General features: G+C 41.4%; 21 protein-coding genes and 1 other RNA gene. 14 read left to right on the forward strand and 8 right to left on the reverse strand.

Features of this window, described 5'->3' with window-relative positions:
- The first annotated feature begins 126 nt into the window (after positions 1-126).
- Together DPG01_RS09000 and DPG01_RS09005 are read left to right on the forward strand one after the other, a co-directional pair.
- Positions 127-1209 carry a hypothetical protein gene (locus DPG01_RS09000; RefSeq protein WP_110974848.1) on the forward strand — a complete coding sequence of 361 codons (1083 nt, stop codon included), beginning with the start codon at positions 127-129 and terminating at the stop codon, positions 1207-1209.
- Entirely contained in the window at positions 1209-1532 is a 324-nt protein-coding gene (locus DPG01_RS09005; RefSeq protein WP_086208201.1) for an RnfH family protein, read from the forward strand. The genes DPG01_RS09000 and DPG01_RS09005 overlap by 1 nt, the downstream gene beginning before the upstream one ends.
- 46 nt (positions 1533-1578) lie before the next feature.
- On the opposite strand, the gene DPG01_RS09010 is transcribed toward DPG01_RS09005, so the two are convergent.
- Positions 1579-1977 (reverse strand): outer membrane protein assembly factor BamE, encoded by a 399-nt coding sequence (locus tag DPG01_RS09010; RefSeq protein ID WP_086208200.1) that lies wholly within the window; start codon positions 1975-1977, stop codon positions 1579-1581.
- Between the two features lie 112 nt (positions 1978-2089).
- On the opposite strand from DPG01_RS09010, the gene fur reads away from it, so the two are divergent.
- Positions 2090-2527, forward strand: coding sequence for a ferric iron uptake transcriptional regulator (fur, locus tag DPG01_RS09015; protein ID WP_086208199.1), 438 nt, complete (start codon positions 2090-2092; stop codon positions 2525-2527).
- A gap of 66 nt (positions 2528-2593) precedes the next feature.
- Here the strand turns inward: fur and DPG01_RS09020 are convergent, their stop codons facing one another.
- Both DPG01_RS09020 and DPG01_RS09025 read right to left on the reverse strand, forming a co-directional pair.
- Positions 2594-3715, reverse strand: a complete 1122-nt coding sequence (locus tag DPG01_RS09020) for a PilT/PilU family type 4a pilus ATPase (protein ID WP_086208198.1) — start codon at positions 3713-3715, stop codon at positions 2594-2596.
- 26 nt (positions 3716-3741) lie between these two features.
- Entirely contained in the window at positions 3742-4779 is a 1038-nt protein-coding gene (locus tag DPG01_RS09025) for a type IV pilus twitching motility protein PilT (RefSeq protein WP_086208197.1), read from the reverse strand.
- 122 nt (positions 4780-4901) lie between these two features.
- Between DPG01_RS09025 and DPG01_RS09030 the strand changes: the two genes are divergently transcribed.
- On the forward strand, positions 4902-5591 hold the full coding sequence (locus DPG01_RS09030; protein ID WP_110974849.1) for a YggS family pyridoxal phosphate-dependent enzyme: 690 nt from the start codon (positions 4902-4904) through the stop codon (positions 5589-5591).
- Positions 5592-5794: 203 nt separating this feature from the next.
- Positions 5795-6529, forward strand: coding sequence for a hypothetical protein (locus tag DPG01_RS09035; protein WP_110974850.1), 735 nt, complete (start codon positions 5795-5797; stop codon positions 6527-6529).
- A 136-nt stretch (positions 6530-6665) separates the two neighbouring features.
- Here the strand turns inward: DPG01_RS09035 and DPG01_RS09040 are convergent, their stop codons facing one another.
- Together DPG01_RS09040 and DPG01_RS09045 are read right to left on the reverse strand one after the other, a co-directional pair.
- Positions 6666-10262: an AAA family ATPase gene (locus tag DPG01_RS09040; protein WP_110974851.1), complete on the reverse strand. Its 3597-nt coding sequence runs from the start codon at positions 10260-10262 to the stop codon at positions 6666-6668.
- 9 nt (positions 10263-10271) lie between these two features.
- A complete protein-coding gene (locus tag DPG01_RS09045; protein ID WP_110974852.1) occupies positions 10272-11525 on the reverse strand; it encodes an exonuclease SbcCD subunit D C-terminal domain-containing protein in 1254 nt (417 codons plus the stop codon).
- A 397-nt stretch (positions 11526-11922) separates the two neighbouring features.
- Between DPG01_RS09045 and DPG01_RS09050 the strand changes: the two genes are divergently transcribed.
- The 3 genes from DPG01_RS09050 (at position 11923) to DPG01_RS09060 (ending at position 14652) form a co-directional block, all read left to right on the forward strand.
- Positions 11923-12900: a GGDEF domain-containing protein gene (locus tag DPG01_RS09050; RefSeq protein ID WP_110974853.1), complete on the forward strand. Its 978-nt coding sequence runs from the start codon at positions 11923-11925 to the stop codon at positions 12898-12900.
- A gap of 334 nt (positions 12901-13234) precedes the next feature.
- Positions 13235-13681, forward strand: a complete 447-nt coding sequence (locus tag DPG01_RS09055) for an ABZJ_00895 family protein (protein WP_110974854.1) — start codon at positions 13235-13237, stop codon at positions 13679-13681.
- A 59-nt stretch (positions 13682-13740) separates the two neighbouring features.
- The gene (locus tag DPG01_RS09060) at positions 13741-14652 is read left to right on the forward strand and encodes a TIGR01777 family oxidoreductase (RefSeq protein WP_110974855.1); all 912 of its coding nucleotides are present in this window, start codon (positions 13741-13743) and stop codon (positions 14650-14652) included.
- A 16-nt stretch (positions 14653-14668) separates the two neighbouring features.
- Here the strand turns inward: DPG01_RS09060 and thiO are convergent, their stop codons facing one another.
- Positions 14669-15778, reverse strand: a complete 1110-nt coding sequence (thiO, locus tag DPG01_RS09065) for a glycine oxidase ThiO (RefSeq protein ID WP_110974856.1) — start codon at positions 15776-15778, stop codon at positions 14669-14671.
- A gap of 29 nt (positions 15779-15807) precedes the next feature.
- Positions 15808-16821, reverse strand: a complete 1014-nt coding sequence (hemB, locus tag DPG01_RS09070) for a porphobilinogen synthase (protein ID WP_110974857.1) — start codon at positions 16819-16821, stop codon at positions 15808-15810.
- A gap of 108 nt (positions 16822-16929) precedes the next feature.
- On the opposite strand from hemB, the gene DPG01_RS09075 reads away from it, so the two are divergent.
- The 3 genes from DPG01_RS09075 to DPG01_RS09085 all read left to right on the forward strand — a co-directional run bounded on the left by DPG01_RS09075 (position 16930) and on the right by DPG01_RS09085 (position 20363).
- Positions 16930-17427, forward strand: a complete 498-nt coding sequence (locus DPG01_RS09075) for a thioesterase family protein (RefSeq protein ID WP_086208187.1) — start codon at positions 16930-16932, stop codon at positions 17425-17427.
- Between the two features lie 248 nt (positions 17428-17675).
- Positions 17676-18827, forward strand: coding sequence for an efflux RND transporter periplasmic adaptor subunit (locus DPG01_RS09080; protein WP_110974858.1), 1152 nt, complete (start codon positions 17676-17678; stop codon positions 18825-18827).
- 6 nt (positions 18828-18833) lie between these two features.
- Positions 18834-20363, forward strand: a complete 1530-nt coding sequence (locus DPG01_RS09085; RefSeq protein WP_110974859.1) for a DHA2 family efflux MFS transporter permease subunit — start codon at positions 18834-18836, stop codon at positions 20361-20363.
- A 99-nt stretch (positions 20364-20462) separates the two neighbouring features.
- Here DPG01_RS09085 and glpK read toward each other — a convergent pair whose 3' ends face one another.
- Positions 20463-21947 (reverse strand): glycerol kinase GlpK, encoded by a 1485-nt coding sequence (gene glpK, locus DPG01_RS09090; protein ID WP_110974860.1) that lies wholly within the window; start codon positions 21945-21947, stop codon positions 20463-20465.
- Positions 21948-22077: 130 nt separating this feature from the next.
- Between glpK and ssrA the strand changes: the two genes are divergently transcribed.
- The 3 genes from ssrA (at position 22078) to DPG01_RS09105 (ending at position 26592) form a co-directional block, all read left to right on the forward strand.
- Positions 22078-22436, forward strand: a transfer-messenger RNA (tmRNA) gene (ssrA, locus tag DPG01_RS09095).
- A 183-nt stretch (positions 22437-22619) separates the two neighbouring features.
- Positions 22620-23756, forward strand: a complete 1137-nt coding sequence (locus DPG01_RS09100) for a tyrosine-type recombinase/integrase (RefSeq protein ID WP_110974861.1) — start codon at positions 22620-22622, stop codon at positions 23754-23756.
- A 232-nt stretch (positions 23757-23988) separates the two neighbouring features.
- On the forward strand, positions 23989-26592 hold the full coding sequence (locus DPG01_RS09105) for a hypothetical protein (RefSeq protein WP_110974862.1): 2604 nt from the start codon (positions 23989-23991) through the stop codon (positions 26590-26592).
- Positions 26593-26660: the final 68 nt, after the last annotated feature.

A 26660-nucleotide genomic window follows, 5' to 3' on the forward strand; every position in this document is an offset into this window, starting at 1 on the left:
ATAAAAACAATAAATTTTAATTATATTTAGCGCAGCAAATCATCAGTTTTGGTGGTTTGCTTTTTGTTTTTGATTTTCATAAGAGAGCAAGGCAAAATAGCGCAAGACTTATTGAAGGAACGCATCATGCAAGACAATGCTATGTCACGATGGTTATCGCCGCTGATGGCATTTTGTTTATCATTTATTATCATTGCCACACTTGCACCCTTGGTGGGAATTCAGGTTGAACGTCAGCTCGACTTTTGGTTGCTCTGGTTATTCACCATGCTGATCTTGGCTTTACCTGTGTGTTATTTAGAAATTGCCTTAGCAAAGCGTTCAAAAACTACGGCATTAAACGCATTATCAAGTTTAACCCGTGATGCAGATGCATCACAAACTTGGCGTCTTGTGGGTTGGCTTGCAGTTGTCTTTATTCCTTTCTTGGCAGGTGGCATGCTCTCTAATGCTGCACAGCTCCTGAATCAATATGCACTGCCAGATAGTATATCACCAGTGATTTTTGGTGGTTTGGCTGTGGTTGCCATCGCTTTGTCTTTTGCACCACGGAAGCTAATTTTAGTCCTAACGGCTATTGGTGTAATCGTTTCATTAGTCGTAGCCAATGTTTCTGGAGCTGGTGCGGCTGAATGGCAAGTGACGCCTGTTGAATTCTCAGAATGGGGCAGTGCAACGGTATTGGCATTAGTGGCAAGTGGTTTAGGACTCGGTCTGTACTGGCAAAATAGCCTGCTACAGGTTCAACAGCAAGATGCTGCAAGCAAGACGGTTCTACCCATTTGGATTGCACAAATTTTAGCCGTGGTTGCTTTTGCATTTTTTGCAGTACAAGCAGCATTACCTGCGTATGCCATTGCTTTGACTGCAGTTGCAGCAGCGGCCGTGTTGTTGCAGATGGCACGTGAACAGTTGGCACAGCGTCAACTGAATGTGGTCATTCAATGGTTGATACTTCTGGCTGCGACATTGGTTTGGTTGATTCCAGCGACTGGTCCGATTTTTAACATCTTACTGATGCTTTGGGGCTTAGTGATTTGTTTGATTTATGCCATTTTTGCTGGTTGGATTATGAAAATTAGCCATTTACGTAAGTCAATGAACTTTAGCAATGAAGCTTTTTATAATATTTGGCGTATTGCGGTGCGTGTGGTCTTACCCGTTTCTATTGTATTGGCTATTGTGGCTGTGCTTGGAAAATTGATCTAATGAGCCAGCTTCACTACGTCTGGGTTGCTTATGCAACAGCAAACCAGCAGTTTCATCTCCGGGTTCCGTTTGCTGAGGGGATGACGGCATTGGATGCGATTCAACTGAGCGGTATTTGTTCTCAAGTTGAATTACCAGAACCATTACAACTGGGTATTTTTGGTGTTCGTTTAAAAGAGCATGCGCAGATATTACAAGCTGGGGATCGCGTTGAAATTTATCGAGCTTTAAGCATTAATCCTAAAGATATTCGTCGGATACGTGCAGAAAATAACCCTGTGGGGCGCTTTGCCAAAGGCAATCGCTTAAAACAATCGAAGTGATATGAAAAACCCCTCAGTTGAGGGGTTTCTTTTTTATTATAAGGCTTTATAGTGGGGGCGCGTTTAGAATCGCTTCTTTCGATGCTGGTAAGCCTGGCTGAGATTCAGGGATGCTTTCTAAGCCTTCAATTTTTTGGACAATACCATTTGAGTCAAAGTAGATTTGCAGGTGTTGCCCATGCGCAGCAGGAATCTTGGCTTTTTTAGCATAGGTTCCTGGGGTATAATTGTAGATGTAGTCCCAACGTAGTGGATTCATTGGATCTGAAAGCGTAGGGCTGCCAAGTAAAAAGCGAACTTGTTGATGGCTCATGCCAACTTGTATTTTTGACGCTTGTGCTTGAGTTAATGGTGTACCTTGAGGAATATCAACTTTATAAACGCCCAAGGTCGAACAACCTGCGAGCAGTGAAGTGACGAATAACGTCAACATGATTTTTTGCATTTTGCTACACTATCCCAAATTAATTATGATGCAATTGAGCCACGGATAGATCATACTGCATCTACACTTTGTTGCATATTCTAACTTTAAATTTGTTGAGAGACCTTTTTACATGCCAATTTCAAATCAAGATCTACGCAAAGCTGGACTTAAAGTTACACTTCCACGAATTAAAATATTAGAACTATTAGAAAATTCAAAACAACACCATTTAAGTGCGGAAGATATTTATAAGACTTTACTTGAACAAGGTGAAGATGTCGGTTTAGCAACTGTTTACCGCGTGTTAACGCAATTTGAAGCAGCGGGTATTATTCAGCGCCATCACTTTGAAAATAACCACTCTGTTTTTGAAATTATGCAAGATGATCATCATGATCATATTGTGTGTCAAAACTGCAACAAAGTGGTTGAATTTACGAATGAAGTGATTGAGCACGAGCAGCATGAAGTTGCTGAAAAACATGGCTTTACTTTAACGGGACACTCGTTGAACCTGTACGGTTATTGTGATGCTACTGAATGCCAAGACGCGCTACGTAAAAAGTAAGATGTTCATCTAAGATATAAAAAAGGGCTTCATGAGAAGCCCTTTTTTTAGTTTGAAGGAATAAAATTAAGCTTGTCCATCAAACGTGATATTTGCACTGGCATGCAATAGACGATCGCCGCCTTCTTCTGATAATTTGATTTGTAAACGTAAGTCGTTTGGTGAGTCAGCGTGTTTCAGCGCATCTTTATAGGTAATCTGCTTGGCTTTGTACAAATCAAACAAGGCTTGGTCAAAGGTTTGCATACCAAGTTCACGAGAACGCTTCATCAAATCTTTAATTTCGTGGATTTCGCCTTTACGGATCAAATCGGAAATTAACGGTGAGTTAATCAAAATTTCAATGGCAGCACGGCGTGAATTACCGTCAGGTGTTGGAATCAACTGCTGAGCAACCATCGCTTTAAGGTTTAAAGATAAGTCCATAAACAATTGGCTATGACGGTCTGCTTCAAAGAAGTGAATAATCCGGTCGATAGCTTGGTTGGCGTTGTTGGCGTGCAGTGTTGCAAATACCAAGTGCCCCGTTTCCGCGAAGGCAATTGCATAATCCATGGTTTCGCGGGAACGAATCTCACCAATTAGAATCACATCAGGTGCCTGACGCAAGGTGTTTTTCAGCGCGATTTCAAAAGAGTCCGTATCAATGCCGACTTCACGCTGGGTAATAATACAGCCTGCATGTTCATGAATAAATTCAATTGGATCTTCAATGGTAATGATATGACCTTTCGAATTCTGGTTACGATACCCAATAATTGAAGCCAACGAGGTTGATTTACCTGTACCTGTTGCACCCACAAAGATGATGATGCCACGTTTGGTCATCGCTAGTTCTTTGAGTACAGGTGGAAGTTTTAACTCGTCCATGGTTGGAATCTTGGTCTCAATTCGACGCAAAACCATACCTGGCATATCTCGTTGTTGAAAGGCACTGACACGAAAACGCGCAGTTTTATCACGATTCATAATCGCGAAGTTACACTCACGTGTATCCGCAAATTCTTTACGCTGCTTCTCGCTCATGATGGAGTTCAGCAGTTGTCCTGCGACATCACCTGTCAGTTTGCCTTTAGCTACAGGCACAATTTGACCGTTAATTTTCATTGAAGGTTCAACATCAGCGGTGATAAATAAATCTGACGCTTTTTGTTGAATCATATAATTGAGTAAGTCGTTAAAATCCATATCTCTACCCCAAATCCATTGTTTTCTTATAAGAATGTTTCAGGTTGTTTAGCAGCAGTACGTGCGGTCTGTGGACTAATCACCCCTTTAGTGACCAAATTTTTCAAACTTTGGTCCAGTGTGGTCATGCCGTAGTTTGCACCAGTCTGAATAGCAGAATACATCTGTGCCACTTTGTTTTCACGAATTAAGTTACGAATGGCAGGAATACCAATCATGATTTCATGTGCGGCAACACGTCCACCGCCATTTTTCTTGAGTAAGGTTTGAGAAATGACGGCCTGTAGCGATTCAGATAGCATGGCACGAACCATGTCTTTTTCTTCAGCAGGGAATACGTCAATCACACGGTCAATCGTTTTTGCAGCAGAGGTGGTATGTAATGTACCAAAGACCAAGTGACCTGTTTCAGCTGCTGTGAGTGCCAAACGAATGGTTTCAAGGTCACGCATCTCACCTACGAGAATAATATCAGGGTCTTCACGCAGAGCAGAACGTAGTGCTTCATTAAAGCCATGTGTGTCACGGTGCACTTCACGTTGGTTCACGAGGCATTTTTTTGATTGGTGCACAAATTCGATGGGGTCTTCAACGGTTAAAATATGGTCATAACGGTTGTCGTTAATGTAGTCAACCATAGCGGCCAGTGTAGTTGATTTACCCGAACCAGTCGGACCTGTTACCAGTACGATACCACGTGGAAATTCACAAATATCTTTAAAGATTTGTCCCATACCCAAGTCTTCGATAGTCAGAACTTTGGAGGGAATAGTACGGAATACAGCACCAGCACCGCGGTTTTGGTTGAATGCATTCACACGGAAACGTGCAATGCCCGGGACTTCAAAGGAAAAGTCTGTTTCTAATAATTCTTCAAAATCACGACGTTGTTTGTCATTCATGATGTCATAAACCAACTTATGCACTTCTTTGTGTTCTAAAGCTGGTAAATTAATTCGACGAACCTCACCATCGACACGAATCATCGGTGGCATACCCGCAGATAAGTGTAAATCTGACGCCCCGTTCTTAGCAGCAAAGGCTAGTAATTCTGTGATATCCATAATTTCCCCGAGATCATATAAATGCTAATTATTTTGATAGAATAATAAGGCTTTCAAACAACTTAACCAACAGTTTGTTGAAAGGCAAAGCAAAAAAGATGACTGAAATGAGACCCTCGTCAATGAATATCCTGCAAAACTCACGTCAACATGTGTTATCCCAAATTCAGCAGGCCTGTGAGGTTTCAGGGCGTGATGTGCAATCTGTGCAGCTTTTAGCCGTTTCGAAAACACATCCAAGTGAAGTGTTACGAGACATGTACGTTTGCGGTCAACGTGCCTTTGGTGAGAACTATCTGCAAGAGGCTCTGCAGAAGATTGAGGTGTTACAGGATTTAGATATTGAATGGCATTTTATAGGACATGTACAACGCAATAAAACCAAACATTTGGCTGAAAAATTTGCATGGGTGCATGGGGTAGATCGTTTAATTATTGCTGAGCGGTTATCGACTCAGCGACTTGCCACCCAAGCAGCCTTAAATATTTGTCTACAGGTTAACATTGATGGTCAGGACAGCAAAGATGGCTGTCAACCTAACGAGGTTGCTGAGCTGGTACAAAGCATTAGTCAGTTGCCTCACATCAAACTGCGTGGTTTGATGGTCATTCCAGCACCAAACAATGTGCAGGCTTTTACGGCGGCGAAAGTGCTATTTGAGCAAGTGAAAGCACAGCATGCACATCCAGAAGACTGGGATACGCTTAGTATGGGGATGTCGGCAGATATGAATGAGGCAATCGCTGCGGGTTCAACCATGGTACGTGTTGGAACAGCTTTGTTTGGGGCGAGAGACTATTCACCACATTGAGCTGTTGAGGCATTAAGGTCAAAAAAGCTTCTTGGTATTCAAATATGCTGAGAAGACTTAACTTACAATTTTATAAAACTAAAACGCTGCTGAAAAAATAGGCTTCATTTAAACTGATTGAATTGCTTGTAGATTTAAGTTACTGAGTTATTGGAACAGACACTCTGACAATGATAAAAACTGCATTTAGGATGAACCCAAAAATGGAAAAAATTTATTTATTTCTCTCTCTGATGCTGAGTTTATTTTTGGCAGCGTGTAGTAGTACAAATACTCACATGGAGGAAGTGACAGCTGAACCAACAGCATTAAACGCGACGGTTTCTCGAGCTGAAAAATTGGGTACGAAATGGGGTGATGAGCTTCGTTCAAACGTAACAGAAGTGAATTTAAAACGTTTATCCAGCAGTCCAATTGCTGAATCACAAGTTCGCTATGCCAGTAAAACATATACAGGCAAAGCGGTGAATAGTATTTCTTTGGCGGCCGGAAAAATCAGTTTTTCAATTATAAATGATGCACAGCGTCCACTGCCTTTATTTCGAGATGGTCAGCAGTATTATTTATCTGGCAAAGATGGACAAAGTTATCAACTCAAATACCAAAACCATAGCAATAGCACCTTTGAAGTGGTTGCCAGTGTGGATGGTTTAGATGTGATTAATGGGCGTTCCGCATCTCGTAGCAACTCAGGTTATGTGCTTCGTCCACAGGGTGAGCTGATCATTGAAGGTTTCCGTAAGAGCGACTCCGCGGTGGCATCTTTTACCTTTAGTCGACCTGAAGAGGCTTATGCGGCAAATTCAGCTCATGGTTCCATCCAAAATACAGGTGTGATTGGTACAGTCATTTATCCGTTAGAGTCTGCTGCGGCAGTGGACAAGGCAACTGATGCATCTAAATATGCACCACCACCAAAAGCATTCCCAGCGGATTAAAAGTTGGCGTTCTGCTTTCTCTATTGAAATGGCGTTTAGTGGGAGCACTTACATTAAGTAGGATGCTCCTATTATTTTTAGCAGGGAACTGTATCTTAAAAAAAAGATCAAACTTAGACCATTAAAAAAGTTGAAATTATCCCACCACCTCAATGGTACTGGCACCTGCGCCTAGAGCTTTAACTTGGATTTGGACAGGAATACGTTCATGCATTTCTTGGATGTGTGAAATCAGCACCACCTTACGGCCTTGGTTTTGTAGTTGATCGAGAGCATTCATGACCATGTGTAGCGATGATGCATCTAAAGTTCCAAAACCTTCGTCGATAAACAGCGATTCGATTTTCATTGAGCCCGAGGCCATATTGGCGATGGCAAGAGATAGGGCAAGGGCAGTCAAGAAAGACTCGCCTCCTGAGAGTGATGCAACGGAGCGGGTTTCTCCATCCATGTCATGATCAATAATAGCTAGACTGAGCGAGTGATCCAAACGCTTTAAGGTATAACGCTGTGAGAGTTGGTTGAGCTGTTGGTTCGCATGTTCCAGTAAAATATCAAGATTATATTGCTGTGCATAATCACGGAATTTCTTGCCCGTAGCATCGCCCATCAGACCTGATATTTTCCCCCAACGATGTTCTTCTTGTTGAATGTTTTGAATTTGATCGACAAATTGTTTTTGTTTCACCACATTTTGCTGATGTAACTCAAGTTTCAGTTTGAGCTGATCGCGTATTTCAAATTGATTATTGAGTGCAGACTGATGCTCCTGCATGTGTTGCTCTAACTGTAGTGGATCAATCTCAGGTTGGTACTTGAGATGTTCTTGCAATTGTTCTTGTATGGTTTTCAAAGCAGCATCGGCTTCATTCAGTAGGCGTTCAGCATGCTGTAATTTTTGACGGATCTGTTGCACTTGTGCAGGGTTAATTTCAGCAAGCGCTTTTAAGTCTTGCAGTTCAAACTTAGGATGTTCTTTGAGCCAATGCTGGATTGTATTTTCCACATCATCTGCACTACTTTGGTTTTGCTGTAATTGTGCTTGAAGTTGTTCTAGCTGACTTTTGTCTTGCTCAAATTGATGACGTAATTGCTCAAAATGTTGCTTGATCTGTTGGTAATGGCTTTGTGTCTGTTGGCGCTGATGATCGTGTTGAATAAGCCATTCGTTGGCTTTAATACCCGTTAAGCCTGTCATCTGTTGGATCAATTGATTGGCTATTTCTGTATTCTGCTGTCCTTTTTGTTTGATCTCACTAAGCCGTTCAGCGGTTTCTCTGATGTGTTGGCTCGTGTGATCAAGATTCTGTTGATTGGTCTTGAGCTGTTGATTGGTCTGATCGAGTTGCTGACGCCATTGTTCCAGTTGTTCTAGTTGCTGTGCACGAGTCTTTAGACGTACTAACAGTTGCTGTGCAGCCAAGCTAGTCTGTTGTTGCCAAACTGTTTTTTCAGCATCAGATAAATACTGGGCAATGTGTTGAACTTGCTTTTGCAAACTATTTGCTGTGTGTAGCAAGTGTTCAGTCTGTTGAATGTTTTGGATGCAGTATTGCTGGGTTTTAATATTATGTTGGCACTGCTCAGATTGCTGTTTGAGTTGCTGTAGATCGAGCGCATGTTGCTGAATGATCTGCTCAAATTGCATGTTTATTTCTGATTTTGTTTGTGTCAGGTCGAGTGCAATATCTGCTGTTTTACCGTGTGCAATCAGCACGCTTTGTAATGGGCTGATTTTTTCAGAAAGTTGCTGGATTAGTGTTTTGCGTTGTTCTATTTCTGCATTGAGTTTGGTGAGTTGTTGCTGTGCTTGCTGCCAAGCTTGAAAGCTTTCGAGCTCTTTTTGGTTTGCTTGTTGTTCCTGCTGTTGTTGAAGCTCAAACAGGGCTTTGGAGAGCGCAGTATCTTCCATTTTATAAGGATGTGATGTACTTCCACAGACAAGACAAGGTTCGCCCTCTTGGAGTTCAGCACGTAAATGTTCAACATTCTCAGCATGTAAAAGCCGTTGCTGTTGTAAAACTTGTTGTAGTTGGATGCGTTCACTTTTGGTTGATTGAAAAGCCTGATCTGCTTGCAGCGTATGCTGTTGTAAGGCTTGTTGCTGAGTTTGAGCACTGTTGAGCTGTTCTTGCTGTTGTGCAATATCAGTCTTCAATTCAAAAAACTGTTGAACTTTTTGCTGAATTTGCTCAATTTGACTGAGCTGATTGATCTTCAACTCTCGTTGCTGCTGTGCATGCGCAATTTTAACTTCCAGCTCTTCGATGTGACCAAACTGTTGTATGGACTGTTGTAATTTTACCTTTTGTTCTGACAGTTGCTGTTCTACTTGAGCTTGTTGTCCGAGTTGATATTCAATGTTTTGGTATTGTTGAATAAACTGTTCGAGTTGTTGGACATGGGCGCTGAGGCCTTGGTCTAAGCTTGTAAACTGTTGTGAACTTTCCAGTTGCTGCTTACACTCGGTTTGCTGACGCTCAATGTGCTGAATCTGCTGTTCAAGCTTTTGTTGTTGCTGGGTTAGGGGGAGCTTAGACTGTTCTAAAGCCTGCAATTTTTCCTGAGCTTTCTTAAACTCAGCCCCGATAAAATCACGTTCTTGAATACATTTACGTACATCATTCAATGCATCATGATGGGTACTTTCAAACTGTTGTAGTTCATTCACTGCCGTTTCAGCTTGTATGAATTGAGCTTTTTCAGTCTCAAATTGCGTGAGTAAATGATCAAATAACTGTTGTTGTTTTTGCAGGCGGGGCAGCAGTTGTTGTTTGGTTTGAAGTAGCTGTTGTTGTTGGAACAGCATAGGTCTAACTTCTGAGAAGATCTCTAAACGAGCCAAGCGTTCACGCTCAGGGTTTAATTCCTGTTGTAACTTATACTGTGCTTCGACCAGTTGTTGTTTAATGATGATTTCACTGTCGAGTTTCTGCTTGCTTTCAAACCATTGCTGTTGTTTTTGCAGTTGTGACTTTTGGGCTTCGAGTTGTTGATAGCTGTGGTCACTATGTTGGAATTGTGCGGATAGTTCTGCAACTTGCTCATCGGTTAACAGTTCAATATGACCCAATACATTTTCTAGCTCTTTGCGCTGAGTCGCGACCAGTTTGGTTTTCTCATAAGCCAGTTGTCCAATTTTGCCAAAAATAGCCGAATTGGTGAGATATTCCAATAATTCGCCGCGCTCATTGTCTCGTGCTTTTAAAAAAGCAGTAACTTCGGATTGTGCCAGTAGAACAGCGCGCGTGAATTGTTCAAAGCTCAACTGGGTAATACGTTTGATGTTTTCATCGACGGCTTTGGCTTTATCCGCAACAACGACACCATCGGTGACACATTTTAAATAGCGCTGTACGTTTTGTAGTTTCCCGTCAGCTTTTTCTCGTGAACGTTTCAATTCCCATCGAGCGATATAGCGTTTTTGGTCTTGTGCAATAAAGCAAAGTTCAGCATAACCATGCGCGGTACCACGACGCAGTACGGTCAGTGGGGAATTGGTGAGTAGTTCTGAGCCATCGACATCTTGAATTTTTCCGTCGCTGTCTTTGAGGCGTGGAATACGGTTAAACAGTGCCAAACACATTGCATCTAAAATGGTAGATTTGCCTGCACCTGTTTTCCCTATAATGGCAATAAGCCCTGCACTGGCTAAAGGATCACTTTCAAAATCAATCAAGTGTTCGCCAGAAAGTGAAGCAAGGTTTTTTATTCGAATGGAAACAATATTCATAGTAAACCTTTAAGCCTCGTGTCCATCTTCAAGGGATTGTTCAGCTTCACGCATTAAACTCATAAAATCCTGTAGCACAGCGGCATCATGCTGATAACCCTGTTTTTCCCAAATTTGCTGAAACAGTTTTTCTGGTGTGGGTGGTTCTAAACTTACTTTAGCGGGTGCATTGGGGTCTTGCTCAGTCGCTAAATATTGACGTGAAATACGGACTAAACGATAACGGTCTTTGGGTAGAGCCTCTTCGAATTGTTGTCTTAAATTGGGCTGCGGTGGAACAGTAGTATGGTATTCAATATCGACATATTCACGTTGATCAATCTCTGGGATGGCACCTTGAGGCAGTGCTTGCAGCTTTTCCAGTACTTCATTGAGTTCACCGCGTATTTTATGCAGTTGAATACTTCGTGGTATTGCTAAAACATTCAATTGAAAACGGGATGAATCGTTTTGTGTGGGATCAAGTGTCACTTCAACAATTTGATGTTTATAGTTAATTTCACTAAAAGATAGTGGAATCGGGGAGCCACTATAGCGGATATGCTCTTCACCGACTTTTTGCGGTTTATGCAAATGCCCGAGTGCCACATAGTCAATGATTTCATCAAATAATGTCGTGGAGAGTGCTTCTTCATTCCCAATTACTATAGGACGCTCAGAGTCAGAGGTTTCGCCGCCTTGCATATGTGCATGAGACATTAAAATCATGGCTTGATCTGCTGTTTTGCGGGCTTTGGCCTCAGCAATCAGTTGTTGATGCAAATAGGCAATCGCATTTTGGCTATTGGTGGTGTGTTCATTAAAGCCTGTAATTTCAGCAGGACGTAAAAAGGGCAGGCTCAGACACCATGCCACAGTATTTTGTTGCTCATCTAAAATTGGCACCAATAAATGCTCAAGATCGATCTGCTGTTGACTATTTTTATGAATCACTCCCACCGCTTTGGCATTGTATTTGGCCAGTAACGGTTCAACTTGTTCAATTCGGTAGCCTGAGTCGTGGTTGCCTGCAATCATCAGGGTTTGCATATGCGGTGCACGTGCATGCGCATCTGCTAAGAACTGATAGAGTTGCTTTTGTGCGGACGATGCAGGGTTGATGACATCGAAAATGTCTCCTGCAATCAAAAGCGCATTTGGCTGTCTTGCACTGATTTGTTCCAGTAACCATGCTAAAAACTGTTCATGTTCATACTGACGGGAATGGTTATAAAAAAACTGTCCCAAATGCCAATCAGATGTATGAAAAAAACGAACAGCCATAGATACCCCAAGCTCAAAGCGCAATAGAGCTATAAGCTAACATAAATCAAAATTATGCGATGGATAATTGTCGCTACGACGACAATCTTTGACCTGATAGTTGAGTGCCTATTTTTAAGTTGAATTGCACAGAAAAACTATTGAGCGATTATGTGAAAAAGAATGTGATGGGTTTATTTGATTAACACCATAGTAAAAAGATAAATTTTGATTAAAAAATGTTCTTTTAATGGGGTATTATGTAATTCTGTGAAATTGTATATCGTGTCGAAGTCGTAAATGAAATGTGAACATCGATCACTGATTCAATTTTGAGACTTTATAAGAATGATTTATGAAGAATATCTAAAAAATAAGTCATGTATTGAGTAGGACAGGGTATAAGGAGAACATAACTATGTCTGATTCTATTTTCAATTCGCCCCGTATTGTGAATGATCTGGTGTATAAGACGCTGATTGAATCAACACTTGCTATTCCTTGGAGTATTGATTGGGGTACCAAAAAGTTTAGTTATATTGGCCCACAAATTGAAAAAGTGCTGGGTTGGAAGCAAGACTCGTGGAGAACAGTCGAAGATTGGGCGATGCGAATGCATGAAAATGATCGTGCATGGGTGGTTGATTTTTGTGTGGCACAGTCGATTTCGGGGGTTGATCATGAGGCGGATTATCGCGCACTGACCATCAATGGAGAATATATTTGGATTCGTGATGTGGTGCATGTAGTGCGAAAACCAGATGGGGAAGTCGATAGTTTGGTTGGATTTATGTTCGATATTTCGGAGCGTAAAAAACAGGAACAAGAATTAGAAACACTGAAAAAACAACTAGAAGAATATTCGTATCAAGACGGTCTGACGGAGATTGCCAACCGTCGCTTCTTTGAAGATAGCTACCAACGTGAGTGGCTCAATGCCCAGCGTGAACAGCAACCTTTGACCCTCATGTTATTGGATATCGATTATTTTAAACAATACAATGATCATAATGGTCATCTTCTCGGTGATGCTTGTCTGAAACAAATTGCACAAATACTGAAAAAAAGTGTCTCACGACCACGTGATTTGGTCGCACGTTTTGGCGGGGAAGAGTTTGTTTTGATATTGCCTGATACAACACAAGCGTCTGCAATTGAAGTGGTGGAGCGTATTTTACAGAGTATCCGTACCGCTGATATTTGCCATAGTACATCACCATTGGATCAGCGTTTATCGGTCAGTTTAGGAGTGAAGACCATTATCCCAACGCAAAAAAATGACAAAATGGCCTTTTTAAAAGAGGTCGATCAGAATCTCTATTTGGCCAAAGAGCGGGGACGTAATGGTTATGTCATTCAGGATGCAGAAGACGTCCAGCACTTAAACTCATATTAACTTTTAAGGGCTTCTTGATCTATTGAGGTGAGGGAGCACTGAAAAATCAGTCCTCAAAAAAATAAAGACCGACGATTCGAGTGATGATGAAATCGTCGGTCAAAGAAAACTGCTTCACGCTTAAATGTCGGCTGCTGACAACATTTAAATTTGGAGCCAATCTTATTGCTCTAGGAAAGGTCACCGTACGTATTGTGGATGCCGGTACAATGTTGACGGTTGCTGCGACCTTGTACCCTAATTAACGCACATCAACTTCGATTGGTTGACATGAAAATGAAAAAAAACTGAATTTTTTTTATAATGATTTTTTGGCTGGGTTTAAAGTAGCGCTATGATTTCGCTAATACGATATTTTCTCTGGTTTTTTTTCATATGTTTTGTCTTTAGTTGTATCTGTGGTGTACTCGCTGCTCTACTTCCGACAGGGATGGGAACGGTATTAACGGCTGTACCTTATTTGGTGGCCATGATTTGGGTTTTACTTAAATTTATTAAGCAACAACGCCGTGCGCCAACCCAAGTAGAACGGAAAAAATTCACTTTAGGTTTTAGTCTGATTTTTTGGAGCTATAACTTTGCCTTTCTCATGTTAGGTTTATTTATCTTTGCGCAGGGAGATGCTGAAGTTTGGCAAAACTTTATGCTCTACGTCCAACAACCGCAATTTATCAGTATGGTGGTGATTCTGATTTTATTGATTGCGATTCCGCTGTATGTGCTAACGTACTGGTTTTATGGCAAACAAGCAGAGCGTATGGCAGCAAAAATAATCGATTAATCGTAAAGCTTTCTTCTAAATGCTATAGTTTGATCAAAAGCATCATTTGAGATCACGCTATGCAAAAAGAACGTGTATTGGTGACAGGAGCAAGTGGTTTTATTGGTTCAAACTTGCTCGATTATTTATTAGAAAAAGATTATGAAGTGATCGGCTTAAGTCGACAGAAAAATTTGCCTAAAATTCACCCACATTTAACTTGGATTCGAGCTTTAGAAGAACTCAAGCATGATCGCATTGATTATGTGGTGAATTTGGCTGGGGAAAGTATTGCTCAGGGGCGTTGGACAGATGCCCGCAAACAAAAGCTGATCGCCAGTCGTGTTGAAACGACGACGATGCTCTATCAATATCTCGCTAAAAGAAAGATTAAACCGAAATGTATTATTTCAGGTTCAGCGGTGGGCTATTATGGTATCGATCCGACTGAACAATGGACAGAGTGTTGTAATGAGCAGTCAGCGCCGCAGTCTATTTTTATGTCAGAGTTGTGTCAAAAATGGGAACAATCTGCACGGCAAGACACATCGCAAAATACCAAAATTATTCGTTTAGGTGTGGTCTTTGGACGTGGGGCTGGCATTTTGCCGCAAATGTTGTTTCCGATCAAAATGAACTTATGTGGACGTATTGGTTCGGGGCGGCAGCCTGTGGTGTGGGTGCATATTCAAGACGTGCTGCGAGCGATTGAGTTTCTAATGTTGCATGAAACCACTGCACAAGTCTTTAATGTCGTCAGTCCAGAAAAAGTCACTCAGTCAGCATTTGCACAAACTGCAGCGCAAATTCTAAAACGTAGACCTGTACTTTCTTTACCCGCTTTTGTGTTGAAGTTACTTTTAGGCGAGCAGTCTCAACTGGTGTTGAATGGTCAATTTATTCGCCCCGAAGCATTGAAAGCACAGGGATTTGAGTTTAAGTATCCGACTTTAAAAGAAGCATTGCTTCATCTCATTCAGCCCAAAGCCTGATTGTGGCGAAGCATCATCACGCAAAATGTGCTAAACGTTCTGGAGTATAGGCAGTCGCATCAACCGTTAAGTTTTGGCCTAACATCAATTCTCGTAGCAGTCGTGCAGATGCAGGCCCCATACATAGACCATTTCTATAGTGACCGAAGTTTGCCCAGAGATTGGCTATTTCAGGGAAGGGGCCGATATAAGGGACGCCCGTTGGCGAACTTGGGCGTAGACCCGCCCAATGCTTCACAATGGGAAAATCGGCCAGTTCAGGCACCATGTCCAAACAGGCTTTATAAATATTTTGCTGGGTTTGTAGAGAAGGACGTTGGTCAAAACCGACATCCGCCATGCTTGAACCACAAACGATATGACCGTCCAAACGTGGAATCAGATACATGACTTGATTCATACACATGGTTGGGAGCCAGTTTTCAGGGGTTTTAAACAGCAACATTTGCCCTTGTACAGGGTTCACTGGAATGCTGCATTGGAGTTGTTCGGACCAGTGCTGTGACCATGCGCCTGTTGCAATCACCACATGATCTGCATGATAACTTTGACCATCAGCAGTTTTTACCCCTTGAACTTGCTGATTGACTATGTCAAACCTATGTACCCATGCTTGCTCATGGAAAGTGACTTGTGATAGCTGTTTGAGATATTCCACAATCGACTTGAGCAGTCGGGGATTGCGGACGTTAGCTAACTGTGGAAAATGGATGGCTTGTTGAAAGCGCGTTGAAATACGTGGATTGATCTGTTCCAGTTGCGTGCGTTGTAAAAGTTCACACTGCTGCATCGGTTCCTGATGTTGTTCTTGATAATTTAGACCAATATCAAAATCAGCTTCGTCAAAAATTAGCATACCTGTTTCATGGATTTCAAAATCTATCCCTGAAACGGGGCTAATTTTTTCATTCCATGCTTGATACATGCTTTTGCCATATTTGGCGAGGTCATTGACACTTTGTGGATAGCGCCACGGGTACATCGGAGAGAGAATACCTCCACCTGCCCATGAGGCCGCTTGTCCTGCTTGTTGTTGGTCAAAAATCTCCACTGAACAACCGTGTTCAATCAGCTCAAGCGCTGTCAGTAATCCACTGATACCTGCACCAATAATGGCAATATGCATTGCAACTCAATCCTTCTGGTGTATTTCTTTTACTTCATGTCTTTCAGTTTGAGTGCCGCTTCTTCTGCAAAATAGGTCCAGATGCCATCGGCACCTGCGCGGCGGCAACTCATCAGTGATTCAATAATCACGCTGTCCGATAACCAACCATTTTGAATGGCTGCGGCAAGCATGGCATATTCACCACTGACTTGGTAAACGAAAGTCGGGACGCCAAAAGTGTCTTTGACTTCACGAACAATGTCCAAATAAGGCATACCTGGTTTGACAATTACCATATCCGCGCCCTCTTGAATATCAAGGGCGATTTCATGTAAGGCTTCTGCGCGGTTGCCGACATCCATTTGATAGTTGTATTTGTTGCCACCTTTAAGGTTGCTCGATGAACCGACTGCATCGCGGAAAGGACCATAGAAACTTGATGCATATTTTGCTGAATAGGCCATGATCGAGGTGTAGATATGGCCATTGGCTTCAAAGGCTTGACGGATGGCACCGATACGACCATCCATCATGTCACTGGGTGCGAAAATATCAGCACCCGCTTCCGCGTGGCTTAAGCCTTGTTTAATTAGTGCCTCAACGGTTTCGTCATTGAGTACATAACCTGTTTCATCAATAATGCCATCTTGACCATGCGTGGTATATGGATCAAGTGCACCATCGGTAATCAGCACCATTTCAGGCAATTCTTTTTTGAGCAGACGTAGCGTGTTTTGAACCAAACCATCTTCACGCCATGCTGCTTCGGCACTGAGGCTTTTATCTTCTTGAGGAGTCACTGGAAATAGTGCGAGTTTCGATACACCAAGTTCAAGTAAACGCTCCGCCTTTTTTAAAAGTAAGTCAGCAGATAAGCGCTGAATATTTGGCATACTGGGAATATCTTGGGTTTGCTTCTGTCCTGGCAGGACAAATACTGGATAGATGAGATGATCTGGCGTTAAATGAGTCTCACGGACCATAGAGCGCAGATGTTCATTTTTACGAATACGACGCATGCGAGTAGCGGGAAACGCGGGACGATTGAACGTATAGGTCATAAAAATCTCGATAATCAGTATTAAACTAGGTCAGTATTGTAGACCTATCTGGTGGTTTTGGGCAGATTTGGATAGGTTTTTATTGTTTGCATGCTAAAGCAGGGTGTTATGAATAGTGGTGAAAAAAGCTGGACGGGCAGCATACACTTAGGAGCGAAAGTGGATATTGATGTGGTTTTTGAGCAATTGGTCAAGGCTTTTAATGCATCGCCATTTTTTAAGCACAACAGTATGAGCATGCGTGTAGTGAATGGACAGATTGAAGCCTATATAGATATGCAGGATTACTTAATTGGTAATGTCGCGTTCCAGATTTTACATGGTGGCGTGGCTGCAACGATCTTGGATAGTGTTGGCGGTATTGTGGCGATGGGGGAGCTGTATAAAAAAGCCGAACCTGACACGATTGCAGATACCATCAAAAAAGTATCACGTTTAGCGACAGTAGATATGCGGGTTGATTATCTTGCGCCGGGACGTGGAAAATATTTTATTGCACGTGCTGAAACCCTGAGATTGGGGCGTAAAGGTTGTACGATGCGTATGACCATGGTGAATGATGAAGATCGAGCGATTGCAACAGCTATTGCTTCGTATGCATATTAGGCCTATATGACTAAACGACTAATAATTAAGTGAAATTTATAGCACTCAGCAGGAAGTTGGGTGCTAAAAACTAAAAAAGACTGTGCAGTTGCAAATTATATTCTCAAAATATGATTATCTAATCGTAAAATGCATCAAATTTTATAGTGACTTTCTCATCGACACCAATGCAGACAAGTTTTTTGTCTGATGTCCCTTTAGAAGGGATGATGCCGGCTGACCAAGTCTGTTAGATTTAGGAAAAATCAATGACAGATGCCTCAAATACACTGCCAGATACTGATACAGCCAATCAAATTAGTGATCAAACACTGAAAGCAAAACGGAAGAAAAGTTTAACTTTTGTTGCTCTAATTCTGATTATTGCTGCCGTTTTATACTTGGTTTGGAAACTGTTTTTTCAACATTCAGTTTCTACAGACAATGCTTATGTGGGTGCAGAAACGGCATCCATTACCTCTATGGTGACAGGTCAAGTTGAAAAAGTCTTGGTCAGTGATACTCAGAATGTGAAAAAAGGTGATGTGCTGGTTTTAGTGGATCATCGTGATGCTGAAATTGCTGTAGCCCAAGCTCAAGCTGAATTACTTAAAGCACAGCGCCAATATAAACAAAGTGCCGCCAACAGTAGCTCTTTAAACTCGCAAGTCTTTGTGAGTGATGACGCCATTCACAGTGCTGAAGCGCAAGTGGCTAAAGCCCAAGCTGAGCTAAATAAAGCACAGGATGACTTGAACCGTCGCCAGCAGTTGAGTGCAACAGGGGCAATTTCCAAAGAAGAGTTGAGTACTGCACAAGCCACATTTAATAATGCACAAGCCGGCTATAACTTGGCACAGGCTGGTTTAGCTCAAGCAAAGTCGAGCCAAAAAGCTGCGCAAAGCAATTTGGCTGCCAATGAAGCCTTAATTCAGGGTAGCAATGAAAACTCGATGCCTGATGTTTTAGTGGCACAAGCAAAATTAAAACAAGCTTTGTTAGACCTAGAACGTACAGAAATAAAAGCGCCTTTTGATGGTGTGGTGACAAGCCGGAAAATCCAAGTTGGACAACGTGTGGCACCGGGTTCAGTGCTCATGATGTTGGTTCCTATTTCACAGTTATATGTCGATGCGAATTTTAAAGAAAGTCAGCTTGAAAATGTACGTCCAGGTCAAAAGGCTATTTTAACCTCAGACTTATATGGGGATTCGGTTGAATTTCATGGCACAGTCTTGGGCTTTTCAGGCGGTACGGGCTCTGCCTTTGCATTGATTCCTGCTCAAAATGCGACAGGAAACTGGATCAAGGTCGTACAGCGCTTGCCTGTGCGTATCCAACTTGACCCGAAAGAACTGACTGAGCACCCTTTACGTGTTGGCTTATCTATGGAAGCTCAAATCGACTTGAAATCGAAGTAGTTGCTTATGAATAGCTACGTTCCCTATGGCGACTTAAAAGGTGGTCGCCTCATGCTGGCAGCCTTTGTTCTTGCTTTGGCCAACTTTATGGTCGTGCTAGATATGACGATTGCCAATGTCTCTGTGCCTCATATTACGGGAAGCCTTGCTGTATCGAGTTCGCAAGGGACATGGGTGATCACCTCCTATGCTGTGGCTGAGGCAATATGCGTTCCTTTAACGGGATGGCTTGCAGGTCGTTTCGGTGGGGTCAAAATTTTCATTTTAAGCCTAATAGGCTTCACGGTATTTTCAGTACTGTGTGGTTTATCAACCAGTTTAGAAATGTTGGTTTTTTGCCGAATCGGTCAAGGTCTATTTGGTGGTCCGATCATGCCACTTAGTCAGATGTTGCTGATGCGAATTTTCCCTCCTGAGAAACAATCTCAAGCGATGGGTATGTGGGCAATGACGACAGTGGTTGGTCCAATTCTGGGTCCAATTTTAGGCGGAACTATCAGTGACAACATGTCATGGCATTGGATTTTCTTTATCAATATTCCAGTCGGTATTTTCTGTGCATTTGCAGCAATGCGTTTATTAAAACCAGCAGAAACAGCAACAGCAAAACTGAAAATTGATATGGGGGGCTTATTGCTATTGGTGCTTTGGATTGGGGCATTACAACTCATGCTCGATCTGGGGCATGAACGTGACTGGTTCAATAGCCCTGTGATTGTGGTATTGGCTTTAACCGCTGTGATTGGTCTGGTGATCTTTACCATTTGGGAGCTGACCGAACGACATCCAGTGGTGAATATCCAAATCTTTAGATACCGTAGTTTTACTATTTCTGTTTTAGCATTGGCCTTTGGTTTTGGTGCTTTTTTCGGCAGTATTGTGCTGATTCCGCAGTGGCTACAGATCAATTTGGGTTATACCGCAACTTGGGCAGGTTATTTAACTGCAACTATGGGGTTTGGTAGTTTAACCATGTCGCCAGTTGTGGCAAAGCTAGCAACCAAATATGACCAACGAGCACTGGCGAGTTTTGGTTTGAGTATCTTGGGTGGGGTGACGTTGATGCGTTCATTCTGGACCACAGACGCAGACTTTTTCGCATTGGCATTACCACAAATCTTGCAAGGTTTTGCTGTGCCTTTCTTCTTTATTCCTCTGTCGAATATGGCATTATCGTCTGTGTTGCCACATGAAATGGCATCTGCCGCAGGTTTAATGAACTTTTTAAGAACCATGGCAGGGGCAATTGGGGCATCAGTTGCTGTTACCATTTGGGATGACCACACTAAAGTTGCACGTAGTGAAATGGTAGGTAGTTTACATACAGACCAGACCCAATCCCTGTTAATACAGCAGGGGATGAGTTCGGAGAGTGCTTTAGCTTATATTTCGAGTCTAGTCGATAAAGAAGCATTAACCTTATCCGCAAACTATATTTTTCTGATCTTAGCATTAGTATTTCTTTTCGCTGCTGCCATTATTTGGCTTTGCCCTAAACCTAAATTGGGTGTCGGTGGTGGAGGGCATGCACACTGAGACCATAAAAATTCACTTGAAAAAGAACATGCCAGTCAGTTAAGGAACTGACTGGCATGTTCTTTTTCAACCCTAGATTTTATTCGATAGAATTAGGAATTAAATTTCAGACTTTGCACGTTCTAATGCAGACTGCCATTGCTGTAAGTGAAAATCACGTTGATCTGAGCTCATTTGGGGTTCAAATGCACGCTCAAGTTGCCAAGACTGTGCAATTTCATCTAAGTTAGAAAAGATACCAGACCTTAAACCTGCCATGGCAGCAGCTCCCCATGCTGTAGATTCTTGCATTTTAGGGCGTAAAACAGGCACATTTAAAATGTCTGCCTGAAACTGCATAAGCATATCATTTTGACTCGCACCGCCATCGACACGTAATTCTTTGAGTGGTTGCTGAATATCGGCTTGCATGGCGGTCAGTACATCTGAGACTTGGAAAGCAATAGATTCTAAAGCTGCACGTGCAATATGGGCTTTGTTGGTTCCACGTGACATTCCACATAGTAATGCACGAGCTTCACTGTCCCAATGTGGCGCACCAAGTCCAGTAAAAGCAGGGACAAGGATAACGCCATCGGTATCCTTAACTGTACAAGCCAGCTTTTCGACATCGCCACTTTTTTGAATAATGCCTAAATTATCTCGTAGCCACTGCACAATTGCTCCTGCCATAAATACGCTACCCTCTAAGGCATAAGTGGTTTGATTTTGCGTTTTCCAGCCAAGTGTAGAAAGCAGTTTATTTTTACTGTACTGAACGGTGTCCCCCGTATTGAACAACATAAAACAACCCGTGCCATAGGTATTTTTAGCTGTACCACTTTCAAAGCAAGACTGGCCAAACAGCGCAGACTGTTGGTCACCTAAAATCCCTGTAATTGGAATATTGGCTCCAAGTAGTCCTGTTGCAGTATCGGCCACATAGGTATCTGAATTGATAATTTGAGGAAGTAGTGTAGATGGAATATTAAAGAGTTCTAATAGCTCTTCATCCCACTGCTGGGTACTCAAATTCATCAGCATGGTACGAGATGCATTACTAACTTCGATGACGTGATTTGCGCCTTGAGTCAGATTCCAAATGAGCCAACTGTCAATGGTACCAAAAGCTACATGACCTGCTGTCGCCAATTTACGGAGACCGTTGACATGTTCAAGTAACCATACCAATTTTCCAGCACTAAAATAAGGATCAATTCGAAGCCCTGTTTTGGATTGAATTTTGTGGCTCATGTTTTGCTGAAGGAGTTGGTTGCACCATTCAAAAGCACGACGATCTTGCCAAATAATGGCAGGTGCAAGTGGTTGCCCTGTGCGTTTATCCCATACGACAGTCGTTTCTCTTTGGTTGGTGAGACCAATGGCTTGAATGTCTTTGGCAAGGATGCGAGCCGAGGCGAGTGCTTGCTGTACAACGGCAATTTGTGAGCTCCAAATCTCTTGGGCATCTTGTTCAACCCAGCCAGATTGAGGGGTGTGTATGCGTGTTTCGCGTTGTGCCGTTGCCTGAACTTGACCTTGTTCATTGAAAATAATGGCACGACTCGAAGTGGTTCCTTGGTCGAGTGCAAGTAAGTAGCTCATAAATTATTTTATTGTTGGACTTGAAAACCAAAATATTAACGCAATTATGTAATTAAGCGCATCAATATGTGTGTTTGTTTAGAAAATAGATCGTATTTTCTGGCAACTATGCTATGATTGACGCTACTTTGGGGGTGTTTCTGGCTTCGACGCTGGTGATGAAACTCATAGATGCATGTCGAGAGCGCATTTTCTCTCGTAAATCAAATTTGCATTTTTTAGTCGCAAACGACGAATCATACGCTCTAGCTGCCTAAGGGCAGCTTGTCCGCCTCTCCGAATACTTGTGGTTAGAGAGTCCGACTGAAGCGCACGCACACAAGTCCGTATAAAACCAAGCCTCGGGGTTTTGTACTAAATTAAGAGGATCGCGATTTGTACCCTGTTCGTCGGGTCACAAAGAGTTAAAACAGTAGACGATATCTAAGCATGTAGTATTCTCGAGCGTAGTGCTGGCGGACGCGGGTTCAACTCCCGCCACCTCCACCAAAATTCTTTCCGAAGTAGTCCATCGGAATCTAAAAAAGCCTTTAAACTCAATGTTTAAGGGCTTTTTTATTGGCTGTATTATCCGATACTATCCTAAGCGATTTGACCCTATTTTTGCTTTGTGTGGGTCAATATTGGGACAATTTGACCCACTAAATAAGTTTAATTAGGTGGGACAAAGATATGTCGCTAACTGATGTGATGTGTAAAAAAGCACAGCCTCAAGAAAAACAGTATCGCCTTTCTGATACTAATGGTCTGTCTTTGCGAATCGATCCGAATGGGAAAAAATATTGGTCTATCCGATATACGGAGAATGGACAAAGGAAGTCCAAAGCATTAGGTATATATCCTGAGCTGAGTTTAAAGCGTGCAAGAGAGATAGCGCTTGATCTGAGGTATAAACTTAAGAATACAGTTGAGGTCGAAGAAGATCAGCCTTGCTTTAAGGAGGTCGCAGAGGATTGGTTTAATAATCAAAAAGAAACCTGGTCATCTAAGCATATTAGTAATGTTAGAGCTTCATTGGATGAGCTTTATATTGCTCTTGCTAATAAGCGTATTAACCAGATTCAGGCTCCTGAGATTCTGCAAATCATTAAGAAGATTGAGGCAAGAGGTTCGCTTGAAATTGCAAAACGTACCTTGTCTCGCTGTGGTATGGTCATGAAGTATGCCATTGCCCATGGATACCGCTATGATAATCCGGCAAGTGATTTAGTCTATGCCCTCAAGAATAAAAGAGTCAAAAACCTGGCTTCGCTTTCTACCTCTGAGATGCCTGAATTTCTTAGACGTATTAAGGCTTATCCTGCCGATGCTCAAACACACCATGCCATTGTCCTGATTATGCTGACAGGCGTTCGGGTCAGTGAGTTACTGCAAGCACGTTGGGAAGAGTTTGATTTGGAGGAGCGTAAGTGGGATATTCCTGAAGAACGAATGAAGAACCGACTTCCACATCGTGTACCGATGACGGACATGATGATTACTGAGTTAAAGGCTTTGAGGCTTACTCATAATCAGGAACTACTATTTCCACATCGTTTAAACAATACAGAACCGATGCGTAGCGAGTCTATTTTGGCTGTGATCAAACGTTCGGGCTATGCCGGTCGAATGACCACACATGGTTTTAGATCGCTATTCAGTACAGTCGTGAATGAATCAAATCTCTTTAATCCCGATGCTATTGAACGCCAACTTGCTCATGTTCCTCAAAACAGAATTCGTTCCGCTTATAACAGAGCGCAGTATTGGGATGAGCGGGTAAAAATTATGGAGTGGTATGGGGAGCAGGTAAGAAATTGGGTGAGTTAATCTGCTTTAATTCCACAACTAAACCACGCTTATAGGCGTGGTTTTTTTATGTATGAACTTTTAAAACCTTAAAATATTTAAATTTTTTAGATGAAATAATATAGAAAAACTTCAATTTTTTTGGACTAAATATGATATTTAAATTTGTTTATAGTTCGAATTTAATTGAGTTTTAAACTTGTATTTATTATTATATAGTTAATCGTAAAAACAATAACTTAAGTTTTAAAGTATGCAAAATATAACTCATGATTCTAAATATAAGTCTACATTTTTTAAACAGTTAAAAGTGTTGTATGAGGGTGAGCGTTATTCAAAGTTTGATAGCAATGAATTTTTTTCGGTTTTGCCTTTGATATCTGTTTATGCGCTTTTGGATTTCGCTGTCCCATATTTAATAGATAACTTAGAGGATGGCGTGTGTAATCTTGATCAGCATTTGAGATTTCAAAGCGTCGCTTCTTTGTTGGATGCTTTAAAACAAGTCCATGTATTTCCAGAGATGAGTAAATTCAGAAATGTGGGGGATGAGTTTTTCGAGTGTCGAGCATTTAATTGTTTTGTGCAGCGTGTTCAAAATGGAAGTGTGGTCATTCATTCTCAGAATTCACAAAGCTTAGACAACCGAGTGAATGGGGAGAGTCATTTTGCAGATGATGGCTATGCGGAGGCTTTTTTAAAAAAGTATATTGAATGGCGTGGCAATAAAAGTACATCATGCTTACTCGATGCACGGCTAAATTCCAGTAACGTCGTTTTAGCAAATCTAGAACAGTTGAAGAATAAAATTAATCCGGAGATTGATTCAATTTTAGATCAAACGGGGTTTATCTATGTCGCTGCTTTTAGAGTTGTGATTCATTCAATCGATGTTGATGAGCTCCATTCAAATGAGCTTCTGAACGTTTTCCAATCTTTTGGTCAATTGGATGAGATAAAGCATGCCATGGCTTTGAGTTGTTCAAAGTTAAAAGAGAGTGAAAGCTACTATGTCGTTTGCCTTCTACAAAAAAAGTACTCCCCTAATGAAAATCACATTGCACAAAAAATTAGACAAGTCGTACAGAAAGAAATAGATCGATCAGTTTCAAAGAGACTGCAAATAGATGTTCAGTGTTTAAATGAGAAATTTAGAGCGCTGGAACCGTCTATGCATGACGACACGCTTTTTATATTAAAGGGAAATGATGACTCTAGTCGGTTGATACGTGAAACGGTTTTCGATTTTGCTGAACATCTATTGAAGTTTGGTCAGTTGAGCTATGTGCAAGTTGAATCTAAGGAGAGAAGAGAGAAACTTTCCGATTTAGAACTTTTATCTGGCTTACCCAATTTATTGAATAGAGCTTTACCTAAGCATAATTCATTGAAAAGAACTTTACCGAAGCACGATTTATTCTGGGTGAAATGTAATGAGTTTGAAAACTATCAAAGTTTATGGAATTTATTACAAGGATCTAAAGGGTCTAAACGATTCAAGCTGATTTGGGATCAGAAGCATTTATCTGAAAATTCCAATGAGTACTTTACTCAGGCTTCAATGATTGTTGCAGAGCAGTTGGCGATTTGGGGGTTGTCTAAATTTACTGATTTAGTCATTAAAATAGAATTTTTTATTTTAACATTTATGGAATCCAGCGTTATTGGTTTCTATCCTTTTGTAAAAGACTATCGGTTCAAGAGATGGAGCGACCCCGTTTCTTTTGAACAGATAGCGACTAGACAGCTTATTCAATTTGCTGAAATTTCTAAAAATCGTGAATTGCTGCATGAACTGGCAGTGAAATTGCAAGGTAAATTCATAAGTAAAACACTGGCACACTTTTTTTCAGTATTCCGTAACCAGATTGGGGACTCTTACAGTTCGGGATTACTCTATCGATTTTTATATATAGATTTAGAGGCAGAAAGAAATCAAAAGCAGATCGAAGATTTATTGGCAGTGTATCAATTTAAAGAAGTGTTGTTTTTTCATCCTCAAAATAATATAAAAAACAACCAATCTGCTTTGCCTGCAAAGTTTGAATTCAAGGAGGAGACGAAGGGAGAGCAAGATGTGATTAAAACGTATATGAACAGAAGTTCAACATTAAGCATCGGTTGTAATGATTCATCGAATTCATTGACTATTGATGGAACTCCTTTCCAAAAATATATCAATACGTTGCCAGCAAAACCTGTTGAGGGTCAAAGTAGTCATTTGCTTCACATGCAAAGGCACAAGACACGTTTGATTAAGGTTAAAGAAATGTTGCGCTTTGCAATGCGGCAAGATGTTGTGATCATTCGATGTTTATTCTCCGAGCAATCTAAAGACAGGATTACGCAACAAGACCTATCTAAAATTTTCTCAAATATGTTGCAGATAAATAAAAAAAGTTTACCTTTTTCATTCATCACAGGATATTTGGGTTATTGGGAAGGCATAGAGAGAACTACTACCAATAAAATCCTTGGCTTTGCCGCAAATGTTTTATTTGTCTTTAATGCACAGGTTTTAACTCAGTGTCCTGATTTGCTAGATGCTTTAACCGAAGCATGGAAAAAATCTTGTCGTAACTATGGCTTAGAGAAGAGAGACAGTGATTGTATTGATGGTGTAGTGGAACAATTGAAATTAGCTTATTCAGTACCAGAGTTAAATTGCACACAGCTTATACTTGAAACAACGCATAAAAAATTAGCAAAAATTTTTATTCATCATGTTGCGCCAATTGCAGTCTATCAAGATCTGCTGGATGATGAGATCTATCAAACCCTACCAAAGTGGCTGATCAAAAAAAATGTAAAAATGAGCCCTAGCAAAACTGCAAAGTTAAGAAAAACAAAAACCTAACTTCCGCTTCAATCTTTTCTATAAAAATAGGATAAATTGTAGAATTTCGACAGTTTGCTATAGAAGCA

The organism is Acinetobacter sp. WCHAc060042 (assembly GCF_003231195.1).
In the GTDB taxonomy this organism is placed as follows: Bacteria; Pseudomonadota; Gammaproteobacteria; order Pseudomonadales; family Moraxellaceae; genus Acinetobacter.

Coding starts and splice junctions, on each gene's coding strand:
- DPG01_RS09000 (WP_110974848.1), top strand. CDS start 127: ATGCAAGACAATGCTATGTCACGATGGTTATCGCCGCTGATGGCATTT.
- DPG01_RS09005 (WP_086208201.1), top strand. CDS start 1,209: ATGAGCCAGCTTCACTACGTCTGGGTTGCTTATGCAACAGCAAACCAG.
- DPG01_RS09010 (WP_086208200.1), bottom strand. CDS start 1,977: ATGCAAAAAATCATGTTGACGTTATTCGTCACTTCACTGCTCGCAGGT.
- fur (WP_086208199.1), top strand. CDS start 2,090: ATGCCAATTTCAAATCAAGATCTACGCAAAGCTGGACTTAAAGTTACA.
- DPG01_RS09020 (WP_086208198.1), bottom strand. CDS start 3,715: ATGGATTTTAACGACTTACTCAATTATATGATTCAACAAAAAGCGTCA.
- DPG01_RS09025 (WP_086208197.1), bottom strand. CDS start 4,779: ATGGATATCACAGAATTACTAGCCTTTGCTGCTAAGAACGGGGCGTCA.
- DPG01_RS09030 (WP_110974849.1), top strand. CDS start 4,902: ATGAATATCCTGCAAAACTCACGTCAACATGTGTTATCCCAAATTCAG.
- DPG01_RS09035 (WP_110974850.1), top strand. CDS start 5,795: ATGGAAAAAATTTATTTATTTCTCTCTCTGATGCTGAGTTTATTTTTG.
- DPG01_RS09040 (WP_110974851.1), bottom strand. CDS start 10,262: ATGAATATTGTTTCCATTCGAATAAAAAACCTTGCTTCACTTTCTGGC.
- DPG01_RS09045 (WP_110974852.1), bottom strand. CDS start 11,525: ATGGCTGTTCGTTTTTTTCATACATCTGATTGGCATTTGGGACAGTTT.
- DPG01_RS09050 (WP_110974853.1), top strand. CDS start 11,923: ATGTCTGATTCTATTTTCAATTCGCCCCGTATTGTGAATGATCTGGTG.
- DPG01_RS09055 (WP_110974854.1), top strand. CDS start 13,235: ATGATTTCGCTAATACGATATTTTCTCTGGTTTTTTTTCATATGTTTT.
- DPG01_RS09060 (WP_110974855.1), top strand. CDS start 13,741: ATGCAAAAAGAACGTGTATTGGTGACAGGAGCAAGTGGTTTTATTGGT.
- thiO (WP_110974856.1), bottom strand. CDS start 15,778: ATGCATATTGCCATTATTGGTGCAGGTATCAGTGGATTACTGACAGCG.
- hemB (WP_110974857.1), bottom strand. CDS start 16,821: ATGACCTATACGTTCAATCGTCCCGCGTTTCCCGCTACTCGCATGCGT.
- DPG01_RS09075 (WP_086208187.1), top strand. CDS start 16,930: ATGAATAGTGGTGAAAAAAGCTGGACGGGCAGCATACACTTAGGAGCG.
- DPG01_RS09080 (WP_110974858.1), top strand. CDS start 17,676: ATGACAGATGCCTCAAATACACTGCCAGATACTGATACAGCCAATCAA.
- DPG01_RS09085 (WP_110974859.1), top strand. CDS start 18,834: ATGAATAGCTACGTTCCCTATGGCGACTTAAAAGGTGGTCGCCTCATG.
- glpK (WP_110974860.1), bottom strand. CDS start 21,947: ATGAGCTACTTACTTGCACTCGACCAAGGAACCACTTCGAGTCGTGCC.
- DPG01_RS09100 (WP_110974861.1), top strand. CDS start 22,620: ATGTCGCTAACTGATGTGATGTGTAAAAAAGCACAGCCTCAAGAAAAA.
- DPG01_RS09105 (WP_110974862.1), top strand. CDS start 23,989: ATGCAAAATATAACTCATGATTCTAAATATAAGTCTACATTTTTTAAA.